The sequence below is a fragment of the Sphingopyxis granuli NBRC 100800 genome (assembly GCF_001591045.1).
GTDB classification, from domain to species: domain Bacteria; phylum Pseudomonadota; class Alphaproteobacteria; order Sphingomonadales; family Sphingomonadaceae; genus Sphingopyxis; species Sphingopyxis granuli.
In genome coordinates, this window is record NZ_BCUA01000105.1 from 1 (window position 1) to 11,542 (window position 11,542).

Annotated in this window: 10 protein-coding genes; 9 read left to right on the plus strand and 1 reads right to left on the minus strand. The window is 67.5% G+C overall.

Features of this window, described 5'->3' with window-relative positions:
• Positions 1-255: 255 nt before the first annotated feature.
• From lptB to SGR02S_RS17305, 4 genes are all read left to right on the plus strand, one after another.
• On the plus strand, positions 256-1,068 hold the full coding sequence (gene lptB / locus SGR02S_RS17290) for an LPS export ABC transporter ATP-binding protein (RefSeq protein WP_076073422.1): 813 nt from the start codon (positions 256-258) through the stop codon (positions 1,066-1,068).
• A 147-nt stretch (positions 1,069-1,215) separates the two neighbouring features.
• Positions 1,216-2,673 (plus strand): RNA polymerase factor sigma-54, encoded by a 1,458-nt coding sequence (gene rpoN, locus SGR02S_RS17295; RefSeq protein ID WP_067112876.1) that lies wholly within the window; start codon positions 1,216-1,218, stop codon positions 2,671-2,673.
• Between the two features lie 471 nt (positions 2,674-3,144).
• Positions 3,145-3,270, plus strand: coding sequence for a type B 50S ribosomal protein L36 (gene ykgO / locus SGR02S_RS17300; RefSeq protein WP_003046794.1), 126 nt, complete (start codon positions 3,145-3,147; stop codon positions 3,268-3,270).
• 94 nt (positions 3,271-3,364) lie between these two features.
• Positions 3,365-3,979 (plus strand): HAD-IA family hydrolase, encoded by a 615-nt coding sequence (locus SGR02S_RS17305; protein ID WP_067112878.1) that lies wholly within the window; start codon positions 3,365-3,367, stop codon positions 3,977-3,979.
• Between the two features lie 286 nt (positions 3,980-4,265).
• Here SGR02S_RS17305 and SGR02S_RS17310 read toward each other — a convergent pair whose 3' ends face one another.
• Positions 4,266-6,344 (minus strand): S9 family peptidase, encoded by a 2,079-nt coding sequence (locus tag SGR02S_RS17310; RefSeq protein ID WP_067112891.1) that lies wholly within the window; start codon positions 6,342-6,344, stop codon positions 4,266-4,268.
• Positions 6,345-6,499: 155 nt separating this feature from the next.
• Here SGR02S_RS17310 and SGR02S_RS17315 point away from each other — a divergent pair, with 155 nt between their 5' ends.
• The 5 genes from SGR02S_RS17315 to SGR02S_RS17335 all read left to right on the plus strand — a co-directional run bounded on the left by SGR02S_RS17315 (position 6,500) and on the right by SGR02S_RS17335 (position 11,194).
• Positions 6,500-8,326, plus strand: coding sequence for an aminopeptidase P family protein (locus tag SGR02S_RS17315; protein ID WP_067112881.1), 1,827 nt, complete (start codon positions 6,500-6,502; stop codon positions 8,324-8,326).
• Between the two features lie 7 nt (positions 8,327-8,333).
• Positions 8,334-8,795, plus strand: a complete 462-nt coding sequence (locus SGR02S_RS17320) for an acyl-CoA thioesterase (RefSeq protein ID WP_067112894.1) — start codon at positions 8,334-8,336, stop codon at positions 8,793-8,795.
• Between the two features lie 315 nt (positions 8,796-9,110).
• The gene (locus SGR02S_RS17325; RefSeq protein ID WP_067112884.1) at positions 9,111-9,575 is read left to right on the plus strand and encodes a hypothetical protein; all 465 of its coding nucleotides are present in this window, start codon (positions 9,111-9,113) and stop codon (positions 9,573-9,575) included.
• 37 nt (positions 9,576-9,612) lie between these two features.
• Positions 9,613-10,560 carry a bifunctional diaminohydroxyphosphoribosylaminopyrimidine deaminase/5-amino-6-(5-phosphoribosylamino)uracil reductase RibD gene (ribD, locus tag SGR02S_RS17330; RefSeq protein ID WP_067112898.1) on the plus strand — a complete coding sequence of 316 codons (948 nt, stop codon included), beginning with the start codon at positions 9,613-9,615 and terminating at the stop codon, positions 10,558-10,560.
• Between the two features lie 7 nt (positions 10,561-10,567).
• Entirely contained in the window at positions 10,568-11,194 is a 627-nt protein-coding gene (locus SGR02S_RS17335; protein ID WP_067112888.1) for a riboflavin synthase, read from the plus strand.
• The last annotated feature ends 348 nt before the right edge of the window (positions 11,195-11,542 follow it).

Here is an 11,542-nt window from a genome sequence, read left to right on the forward strand (position 1 = left end):
GGCTTTCGCCGGGGAACAGTGACTTGTCGAAAATGTGCGGTAGAGCCGGATTCCGACGAGCCATGGTTGCAACCCGTTGGGTCGGCCGCGCTGTCGATGCCCACCCCGCTTCGGCTAGGCAGCGAGCTCGCGAGCCTCGCTGCCCCTCCCGCAAGCAGGCGGGGAAATCGTCCTTGCAAAATCCCTGCCAGATTGACGGTCGCCGCGTCGCTGCGCTAACGCCCCAGCGGGGGCCCGAACGGATCTGACCTGCCTATGACCGACGAATCCACTGCTGCACCTTTGGCCGAAGGCGACCATGGCGTCGCCGAGCATGTCTCGCACGTCCAGCAGGATGCGGCGGCGGGCAACGGGCTCGCGGTCGTGTCGATCGCGAAGAGCTACGACAAGCGCGTCGTGCTGTCCGACGTGTCGCTGTCGGTCGGCAAGGGCGAGGTCGTCGGCCTGCTCGGCCCGAACGGCGCGGGCAAGACGACCTGCTTCTATTCGATCATGGGGCTGGTGAAGCCCGACGCCGGGCGCATCATGCTCGACGGCGCCGACATCACCGAACTGCCGATGTATCGCCGCGCGATCCTGGGCCTTGGCTATCTGCCGCAGGAAACCTCGATCTTTCGCGGCATGACGGTCGAGCAGAATATCGCCGCGGTGCTCGAACTCGCCGAGCCCGACCGGCTGGCGCGCCAGCAGCGGCTCGATGAGCTGCTCGACGAATTCGGGCTGACGCGGCTGCGCGGCGCGTCGGCGATGGCGCTGTCGGGGGGCGAGCGGCGGCGCGCCGAAATCGCGCGCGCGCTGGCGGCGAACCCGTCGATCATGCTGCTCGACGAACCCTTCGCGGGCATCGACCCGATCTCGATCGCCGACATCCGCGACCTCGTCGCAGACCTCAAGACGCGCGGCATCGGGGTGCTGATCACCGACCACAATGTCCGCGAGACGCTCGACCTCGTCGACCGCGCCTGCATCATCTACGACGGCAAGGTGCTGCTCGCGGGATCGCCCGCCGAACTGGTCGCCGACCCCGAGGTGCGCCGCCTGTACCTGGGCGAGGGCTTCTCGCTGTGACGAACTGGAGCTTTTCCGGTGCGGTTTGAGCGGTTTTCAGTTTCCGTTCGCATCGAGCGAAGTCGAGATGTTCCTCGGCCTTGCGCCACGCTGATGGGTGTCTCGACTTCGCTCGACACGAACGGAACAAGAAGCAGATAACCGCCGGTGGCGTTGGGTCCGCGCCTCGATCTCCGCCAGTCGCAATCGCTGGTGATGACGCCGCAGCTCCAGCAGGCGATCAAGCTGCTCGCGCTGTCGAACCTCGAACTCGAGGCCTATCTGGCCGAGGCGCTCGAAGGCAATCCGCTGCTCGACACCGCCTCCGCCGATGGCGACGGGGCGGGCGACGAGCGCGGGGAAGAGGCGGGCGCGGCGGCGCCCGAGGCCGCCGGTGAAGGTCCCGACGCCGAACCGACGCTCGCCTCCGACGCGGGCAGCGACCTCGACGTCGATTTCGACGAGCGCTTCCACCACGACAGCGCGAGCGACAGCGTCGGGCTGTCGGGATCGGGCGAGGCCGTCGATTTCGACAGTTTCGCGGGCGCCGAGGGCACGCTCTACGACCATCTGCTCGCGCAGGTCGGCGAGCGCTTCGACGGGATCGAGGCGATGGTCGCCGAACAGATCGTCGCGCTGATCGACGAGGCGGGCTATCTGCGCGCCGATCTTGCCGACCTGGCGCAGCGGCTCGGCGTGCCGCTGGCGCTGGTCGAGGCGGTGCTGGCGGGGGTGCAGGGCTTCGACCCATCGGGCGTCGGCGCGCGCGACCTCGCCGAATGCGTCGCGATCCAGGCGCGCGAGGCCGACCGCTACGACCCCGCGATGGCGACGATGATCGCGCACCTGGACCTGGTGGCGAAAGGAGCCTTTCCGCAGCTTAAGCGCATCTGCGGGGTCGACGACGAGGATCTGGCCGACATGATCCGCGAGCTGCGCGGCTACGACCCCAAGCCGGGGCTGCGCTTCGGCGGCGGCGCGGCGCAGGCGGTCGTCCCCGACCTGTTCGTGCAGCGCACCGCGCAGGGCTGGGCGGTCGAGGTCAACAGCGGCACGCTGCCGCGCCTGCTCGTCAATCGCCGCTATTACAGCGAACTGGCGCGCGGGGCGGCGGCGAAGAGCAAGGCGTGGCTGTCCGAACAGCTCGCGGGCGCCAACTGGCTGGTGCGCGCGCTCGACCAGCGCCAGCGCACGATCGTCAAGGTGGCGAGCGAGATCGTCCGGCAGCAGGAGGGCTTCTTCCTCCACGGCGTCGCGCACATGCGCCCGCTGACGCTGCGGCAGGTCGCCGAGGCGATCGGGATGCACGAATCGACCGTCAGCCGCGTCACCAGCAACAAATATCTGTCGTGCGCGCGCGGCCTGTTCGAGCTGAAGTATTTCTTCTCGAGCGGCATCGCGGCGACCGACGGCGACGGCGCGGTGTCGGCCGAGGCGATCAAGAGCCGCATCCGCGCGCTGATCGAGGCCGAGGATGCCAAGGCGATCCTGTCCGACGAGACGATCGCGCAGAAGCTGGCGGCCGAGGGCCACGCGGTCGCGCGGCGCACCGTGGTCAAATATCGCGAGGCGATGGGCTATGGCTCGTCGGTGCAGCGGCGGCGGCAGAAGGCGCTGGCGGGGTAGGATTTGATTCGCGCAGAGGCGCAAAGATCGCAGAGATTCTCGTCATGCCGGACCTGTTTCAGCCTCCATGACCGGGCCTTTCGCCGGACACGATCCCATTTTTTCACGCGAAGACGCGAAGACGCGAAGAGGCTATGCTTGCCGCGAAGAGGCTTTCTCTTTCAACGTGGCGGCTGACCGCACCGTCCCGAAGAATAAGGGGCCTGTCGGCCCGAGCCTTCTTCTTCGCGCCTTCGCGTCTTCGCGTGAAATTAATTGGCGCTGCCCTGTCAGGCCGGCACGGGCCCATGGAGGCTGAAACAGGTCCGGCATGACGAGGGCGGCAATCGGCAGCCTTCCTTCTCCGTGATCTTTGCGCCGCTGCGCGAATCTTTTCCGGGCCGGTCGGCGGCGGCGCGGTTGACTTTTCCTGCCCGTCGCCATAGGTGCGCGCCTTCGCGTGACAACGCTCAGACCTTTACGGAAAAGACCATGAAGATTCGCAACAGCCTGAAGTCGCTGAAGGACCGCCATCGGGACAACCGCGTGATTCGTCGCCGCGGCCGGACCTATGTGATCAACAAGACCAACCGCCGCTTCAAGGCGCGCCAGGGCTGACGGCTTTGCCGGGACCACGGGTCCCCGCGCATCTGCGAGCCAGCGTGACGCCGTCGGATGCTTCCGGCGGCGCTTTCGCGTGTCGGGAGCGGCCATGATCCGCCAAAGCGTGATCTTCGACGTCGGCAAGGTGCTGTTCGACTGGGACCTGCGCTACCTGTTCGCCAAGCTGATCGACGACCCGGCCGAGCTCGAATGGTTCGTGACCCACGTCGTCACCGCCGAATGGCATTTCCAGCACGACGCGGGGCGCCCGCTTGCGGAGATGGTGCCCGAGCGCAAGGCCGAATTCCCGGCGCACGGCGCGCTGATCGATGCCTATGCGACGCGCTTCAACGAGACGATCCCGGGGCCGGTGCCCGGCAGCCTCGACCTTGTCGCACGGCTCGACGCGGCGGGGGTGCCGCTGTTCGCGATCACCAATTTCGGGCATGAATTCTGGCAGGCCTTCCGCCCGACGCAGCCGGTGTTCGACCGGTTCCACGACATCATCGTGTCGGGCACCGAGCGGCTGACCAAGCCCGACGCAGCGATCTATGCGCTCGCGATCGAGCGATTCGGCATCGACCCGGCGGGCGCGCTGTTCGTCGACGACAATGCCGCCAATGTCGCGGGCGCCGAAGCCGCGGGTATCGCGGCGCATCTGTTCAGGGATGCGGCGGGGCTGGAGGCCGAGCTGGCGGCGCGGGGGTTTCTGGCGGAGCAATAGAGCGACGTGCCATAAATCTGAGCCATCCCCTCAACCGTTCGTGCTGAGCTTGTCGAAGCACCGTCCCTTTTCTTGCGGGGGCAAAAGAAAGAACGGCCCTTCGACAAGCTCAGGGCGAACGGTTCAGATTTACGGCTCACCGCTCTGGAGCGGTTATCAATCCGATTGCATCGGATTGGCCGCCGTCGGGCGTCAGGACGCTCTGGGTCCCCGCCTGCGCGGGGACACGGTAAAACAGCTCGCGCCTCGGCCTTTTCGCGCCTTCGCGTGAAAATTTCAAAAAACCCTATTTCTCCACCCCGAGCTGGGTCAGCACGAAGGCATATTCCTCGGCATCCTCGCGCAGCGCGCCCCAGCGGCCCGACTTGCCGGCGTGGCCCGCGCCCATGTTGGTGCGCAGCAGCAGCGGCGCGTCGTTGGTGCGGACGCTGCGCAGCTTCGCGACCCATTTGGCGGGCTCCCAATAGGTGACGCGCGGGTCGTTGAGGCCCGCCGACACCAGCATCGGCGGATAGGCCTTTGCCGTCACATTGTCGTAGGGGCTGTATGACAGCATATAGTCGAACGCCGCCTTGTCGGTGATCGGATTGCCCCATTCGGGCCATTCGCCGGGGGTCAGCGGCAGCGTTTCGTCGACCATCGTGTTGATCACGTCGACGAAGGGCACCCCCGCGAGCACCGCGCCCCACAATTCGGGCGCCTCGTTATACACCGCGCCCATCACCTGCCCGCCCGCCGAGCGGCCCTCGATCGAGATCCTGCCCGCGCTGGTATAGCCTTTCGCGATCAGCCCCTTCGCGACGTCGATGAAGTCGTGGAACGTGTTCTTGCGCCGGTCGGTCTTGCCCGCGAGATACCATGCGCGGCCGAGATCATCGCCGCCGCGGACATGCGCGATCGCATAGATCATCCCGCGATCGACGAGGCTGAGCCGCGTCGTCGAAAAGCCCGGCGCGACGCGATAGCCGTAGCTGCCGTAGACATAGAGGTGCATCGGCGCGCTGCCGTCGCGCGGCGTGCCCTTCCTGTAGACGAGCGAGGCGGGAATCATCGTCTGCCCGTCGCGCGAGGGCAGGTTAACCCATTCGGTTACATATTGACTTGTATCATAACCCGAAGGGATTTCCTGCACTTTCAGCGTTTCGAGCGTGCCGGCGGTGACGTCATAGTCGTAGACGGTGTCGGGGGTGACCATCGATTCATAATCGATGCGGATCCTGTCCTGATGATATTCGGGATTGTCGCCGAGCCCCGCGACATAGGTCGCCTCCGGAAAGGCGATGCGCCCCGGCGTCAGCGGCGCGTCGTAGCGGCGCACGTCGACCTGATCGAGCCCGTCCTCGCGGCTTTCGAGCACGAAATAGTCGCGGAAGACCGACAGGCCGGTGATGTAGCTGTGGTCCGACCCCGCGATCAGCGTCGTCCATTCGCCGGGCGCCGCGAGGCTGGCGGTCGCGACGCGGAAATTGGGATGGTCGTCGTTGGTCAGGATGTAGAGCGTGCCCTCGCGCTCGTCGACGCTGTACTCGCGGCCCTTCCGGCGCGGCGACACGAGCAGCGGTTTCGCCTCCGGATCGGCGGCGGGGAGCAGATAGACCTCGCTCGTTTCGTTGTCGCCGGTCGCGATGACGATGTAATTGTCGGCGGCGGTCTTGCCGATGCCGACGCCGAAGCCGATGTCGGCCTCCTTGTAGAGCAATTTGTCCTCGGCCACCGGGGTGCCCAGCCGGTGCAGATGGACATTGTCGGTGCGCCAGTTCTCGTTGGCGAGGCCATAGAGCAGCGCGTCGCCGCCCGCGGTCCACACCAGCGCCGACAAAGTGCCGGGGATGACGTCGGGCAGCATGGCGCCGGTTTCGAGATCGCGGAAGCGCACCTCGAACCGTTCGGAGCCATTGTCGTCGACGGCATAGGCCATCAGGCGACCGTTCGGGCTGACCGCCATGTCGGAGAGGCGGAAATATTCCTTGCCCGCGGCGAGCGCGACCTCATCGAGGATCAGCTGCGCGTCGCCGCCCGTGACGGGGCGGCGGTACCATTTCTTATACTCCGCCCCTTCCTCGAATTCGATCCAGTAGAGCCAGTCGCCGTCCTTCTGCGGCACGCTGGCGTCGGCCTCCTTGATGCGGCCCTTCATTTCCTGGAACAGCGTTTCGACCAGCCCCTCGTGCGGCTTCATCGCCGCGTCGAACCAGGCGTTCTCGGCCTTCACATAGGCGAGCACGTCGGGATCGTTGACCACCGGATAGCTTTCGTCGCGCAACCAGTGCCACGGGTCGGACAGCGTCGTGCCGTGCAGGGTCAGCGTATGCGGGCGCTGCTCGGCGACGGGCGCGGAGGGCAGGGGGACGGCAGGCTGGGTCAACGCTTTTTCTTCCTCTTCGGCGAAAACGGGAACGGTCCCGACAAGCAGGGTGGCAATTGCCGCCAGAAACGCCCAAATAGCGCGCATCGCAAAAACTCCCGCGGCATCGCCCCGACAGCGGGGATCGGCCGCGATGTAGGAACAAGGAAAGCCATATGTCCAGCGCCGTTCATGCCGACCGCCTCGCCCGCCTGCGCGCCGAGTTGAAGGCGCGCGGCCTCGACGGCTTCGTGGTACCGATCAGCGACGAGCATATGAGCGAATATGTCGGCGCCTATGCGCAGCGGCTTGCGTGGCTCACCGGCTTCGGCGGCTCGGCGGGCACCGCGGCGGTGCTGCCCGCAAAGGCCGCGATCTTCGTCGACGGCCGCTATACGGTGCAGGTGCGCGACCAGGTCGACGGAACGCTCTACGACTATGTCGGGGTACCGCAGTCGAGCGTCGCCGAATGGCTGGGCACCAATGTCGGCGCCGGGCAGCGGATCGGCTATGACCCGTGGCTGCACGGCATCGACTGGGCGCGCGGGCTCGCGCATGCTCTCGCGGCCAAGGGTGCCGAACTGGTCGCGGTCGACAGCAATCCGGTCGACGCGGCGTGGGACGAGCGGCCGGCACCGAGCGATGCGCCGGTGACGGTGCACGACACCGCGCTCGCCGGACAGTCGGCGGCCGACAAGCGCGCGATCATCGCCGACTGGCTGAAGGCGAAGGGGCTCGACACGACGGTGATGACCGCGCTCGATTCGATCGCCTGGACCTTCAACATCCGCGGCACCGACGTCACCCATACGCCGGTCGGGCTGGCCTTCGCGCTGCTCCATGCCGACGCGACCGCCGACCTGTTCATCGCGCCCGAGAAGATCACCGAGGCGGTGCGCGCGCATCTGGGCAACAGCGTGCGCATCCACGACCGCGACGCCTTCGAGGCGGCGCTCGCCGACCTGGCGGGCAAGAAGGTGGCGGTCGATCCCGACCGCGCGGTCGCAGCGATCTTCACCGCGCTCGAAGGCGCGGGCGCGCGGATCGAGCGCCACCGCGACCCGGCGGTGCTGCCCAAGGCGATCAAGAACGACACCGAGCTGGGCGGCACGCGCGCAGCGCATGTCCGCGACGGCGTCGCGGTCGCGCGCTTCCTGAAATGGATGGAGGCGCACGCGCCGCAGGGCGGGCTCGACGAACTGTCCGCCGCGGCGAAGCTGCGCGCCTTTCGCGAGGAGAGCGGCGCGCTGAGGGACCTGTCGTTCGACACCATCTCGGCCGCGGGGCCGAACGGCGCGCTGCCGCATTACAAGGTCGACGAGACGACCAATCGCGCGGTCGAGACCGGCACGCTCTACCTCGTCGATTCGGGCGGCCAATATGCCGACGGCACCACCGACATCACCCGCACGATCGCGATCGGCCGGCCGACCGCCGAGATGCGCCGCCGCTTCACCCAGGTGCTGAAGGGGCATATCGCGCTCGCCACCGCGCGCTTTCCCAAGGGCACGCGCGGCAGCCAGCTCGACATCCTCGCGCGGCAATATCTGTGGGCCGACGGGGTCGATTATGCGCACGGCACCGGGCACGGCGTCGGCGCCTATCTGGCGGTGCACGAGGGACCGCAGCGTATCGCCAAGCCGTCGGGCGGGCAGGCGGGAACCGAGGAACCGCTGCACGCCGGGATGATCCTGTCGAACGAGCCCGGCTATTACAAGGCGGGGCATTTCGGCATCCGCATCGAGAATCTGGTGATCGTCGTGCCGCAGACGATCGCCGGCGCCGAAGAGGAGATGCTGGGGTTCGAGACGATCACCTTCGCCCCGATCGCGCGCGATCTGGTCGAAGGTGCGCTGCTTTCGCCCGCCGAGGCCGACTGGCTCGACGCCTACCATGCGCAGGTGCTCGAAAAGCTGGCGCCCGGCATGGACGAGGCCGACCGCGCGTGGCTGGCCGCCGCCTGTGCGCCGATCGACCGCGGCGCCGCGGCGCTCGCCGCCTGAGGCCGCGATGGACCGCGACAACTGGGCCGTCCCGCTCGCCGATTTCCGCGTCCGCGAACGGGTGCGGGTGCGCTATAACGAGATCGACGGGCAGAACAGCGTCTTCAGCGCCATCTATCTGGTCTATGCCGACATCGGGGTGACCGAATATTTCCGCGCGCTGGGCGAAGGCCAGCCCGGTCCCTATTTTCACCAATATGGTACAGATATCCGCGAAACGCATAGCGAGATCGATTATCATGCCCCGGCGCGGCTCGACGATCTGATCACCATCGCGGCGCGGATCAGCCGTTTCGAGCGGACCAGCTTCACGCTGCACTGCGCGATCGCGCGCGACGAAGAGCGGCTTGCCGACATCGAGATCAGCTATGCGCATCTCGACCTCGACAGCGGGCAGGCGACGCCGCTGCCGGGCAGCTTCATCGCCGAGGTCCGCCGGTTCGAGGCGCGGACCCCGCTGCAGGATTAGCCTGTTTTCAAATCTTTAGGGTGCAGGCCGCCGGATTTCTCCGGGCGCGGCGGGCAGCGCGGCCGCGTCGTCCGGCCCGCCGTCGCAGGCGATTCGGCGCGAACGAAAAAAAGGGCCGCCCGAGGGCGACCCTTGAAAGTTTTTGGGAGAGGATGCCTAAAAGGCAAGTGTGATATTGCACTGCACAATGATTTGTGCAACTGCGAAATGAGCATCTGTCGTTGCATTTTTTGCAATCGTTCGTGCCGCGGCTTTTGCGGCGCGCATTCGTCCTGCCCCCTCGCAAATCGAGGCGATATCGCCTAGATTGGGACGATGGGAATGTTCAACAATTGGGATGTCGGCGGCGGTCTTGGCGATTTCTGGGCCTATATCCGCGAACCGCGCCCGCATCGCTGGACGATGTGGGGGGTCGCGATCGCGCTGACCTGGGTGATCTTTCACGGCGTCTCGCAATATCTGATCCCCTATGAGAAGCCCGAGCGGCAGATCATCTATTTCGAGAACTGGCAGGCCGACCGCAGCGAGGCCGAGATTCGCGCCGACTGGGTCGCGCGCGCCAAGGAAACGACGCGCGAGAACGCCCGGCGCCGCGCCGAATATCAGAAGCTCGCCGACCTGCTGGGGGTCGATTATGATTCGAGCGAGGCCGACAAGCTGACGCGCGAGACGCTCGGCCAGGAAGCCGACGAGCTGGCGAGGAAGCCCGCGCCGACGCGCTCGACGCTTGCCGAACGTGCGGCGCGCGGGCCTAAACCCGCGACGGCGCCCCGGCCCTAAACCGCCGATGCCGCCCGCCCCGACCGATGCCGACTGGATGGCGGCCGCCGTCGCGCTGTCGCAGCGCGGCCGACCGGCGGCGGCGCCCAATCCCAATGTCGGGTGTCTGATCGTCAGGGACCGGCGGGTCGTCGCGCGCGGCTGGACGCAGCCCGGCGGGCGTCCGCATGCCGAGGCGATGGCGCTGGCGGCGGCGGGCGACGCGGCGCGCGGCGCGACCGCTTACGTCAGCCTCGAACCCTGCGCGCACGCCAGCCCGCGCGGCCCCTGCTGCACCGACGCGCTGATCGCCGCCGGGGTCGCGCGCGTCGTCGTCGCGGCAATCGACCCCGACCCGCGTACCGACGGGCAGGGCATCGCGCGGCTGCGCGCCGCGGGGATTGCGGTCGAGACCGGCGTGCTCGCCGACGCGGCGCGCGCCGCGATGGCGCCGTGGTGGACGCGGCAGACGCGCGGGGCGCCGTTCGTGACGCTGAAGCTCGCGACCTCGCTCGACGGCTGCATCGCGCTCGCCGACGGGTCGAGCCGCTGGATCACCGGGGAGCGTGCGCGCGCGCACGGTCATCTGGAGCGCGCGCGGCACGAAGCGATTCTGGTCGGGCGCGGGACGCTGCTGGCCGACGCACCGCGCCTCGACGTGCGCTTGCCGGGTCTGGAAGCGTGGAGCCCGAGGAGGCTGCTGCTGACGCACGGCGGGACGGCGCCCGAAGGCTGGACGGCGGTCGCTTCGCCCGAATCGGTTGCGGGCGTCGATTCGCTGCTCGTCGAGGGCGGCGCGCGCGCGGCCTCCGCCTTCCTCGCCGCGGACCGCGTCGACCGGCTGCTGCTCTATCGCGCGCCGATCCTGATCGGCGGCGGCAAGGCGGCGCTCGGCGACATCGGACTCGCCAATCTGGCGGCGGCGCACGGGCGCTGGCGCCTTGTGGACAGCCGCCTGCTTGGCAGCGACCGGCTTGACGTCTACGAGCGCATCAGGAAGGAATGACCGCGCCATGTTCACGGGAATCATCACCGATATCGGCACCATCCGCAGCCGCGAGGACCGCGGCGACGCGCGGCTGGTCATCGGCACCGCCTATGATGTGAGCGGGATCGATCTTGGCGCGTCGATCGCCTGTTCGGGCGCGTGCCTGACCGTGGTGGACAAGGGCGTGGATGACGGCGGCAACGGCCCCGGCGGCTGGTTCGCGGTCGACGCCAGCGCCGAAACGCTGGCTTGCACCGCGCCGGGCATGTGGGACGCGGGCCGCCGCCTGAACCTCGAACGCGCGCTCAAGGTCGGCGACGAGCTGGGCGGGCATATCGTCACCGGCCATGTCGACGCGGTCGGGCGGATCGTATCGGTCGAGCCGGTCGGCGACAGCGTCAAGGTGACGGTGGAGGCGCCCGCGTCGCTCGCGCCGCATATCGCGCCCAAGGGCTCGATCACCCTCGACGGCGTATCGCTGACGGTCAACGAGGTGACCGATCAGGCGGACCGGACCGCGCATTTCACGCTCAACATCATCCCGCACACGCAGGAGATGACGACGCTGAACGAGGCGGTGGCGGGGCGGCCGGTGAACCTCGAGATCGACATCCTCGCGCGCTACCTTGCGCGGATGCAGGCGCGGGGATGAACGCGGGTTTCCGATAAATCTTACGCAAAGGCGCGAAGGCGCAAAGAAAGAAGAATCTCACACAAAGACACAAAGAGGGCGGGCATAGCCGTGGCGTCGCCCTTGATCATTGAACGGCCGGACTTTGTCCGGCCAATCTCCAATGAGCTGCCTCTTGCCCAGGAACGTGCAACGCAGCGGCGCACGCCCTCTTTGTGTCTTTGTGTGAGATTATCGCGAAAGCGAAGCCATCGGCGCAGCTCTTCTTTGCGCCTTCGCGCCTTTGCGTAAGATTATCCGGGCACCGCCCTCACCTCTCGACCCACCCCGCCGCCAGTTGGCGTTTATACCCCTGAGACAGGGACGCTT

Coding starts and splice junctions, on each gene's coding strand:
- ykgO (WP_003046794.1), top strand. CDS start 3,145: ATGAAGATTCGCAACAGCCTGAAGTCGCTGAAGGACCGCCATCGGGAC.
- SGR02S_RS17320 (WP_067112894.1), top strand. CDS start 8,334: ATGGACCGCGACAACTGGGCCGTCCCGCTCGCCGATTTCCGCGTCCGC.
- SGR02S_RS17325 (WP_067112884.1), top strand. CDS start 9,111: ATGGGAATGTTCAACAATTGGGATGTCGGCGGCGGTCTTGGCGATTTC.
- lptB (WP_076073422.1), top strand. CDS start 256: ATGACCGACGAATCCACTGCTGCACCTTTGGCCGAAGGCGACCATGGC.
- SGR02S_RS17315 (WP_067112881.1), top strand. CDS start 6,500: ATGTCCAGCGCCGTTCATGCCGACCGCCTCGCCCGCCTGCGCGCCGAG.
- ribD (WP_067112898.1), top strand. CDS start 9,613: ATGGCGGCCGCCGTCGCGCTGTCGCAGCGCGGCCGACCGGCGGCGGCG.
- SGR02S_RS17305 (WP_067112878.1), top strand. CDS start 3,365: ATGATCCGCCAAAGCGTGATCTTCGACGTCGGCAAGGTGCTGTTCGAC.
- SGR02S_RS17335 (WP_067112888.1), top strand. CDS start 10,568: ATGTTCACGGGAATCATCACCGATATCGGCACCATCCGCAGCCGCGAG.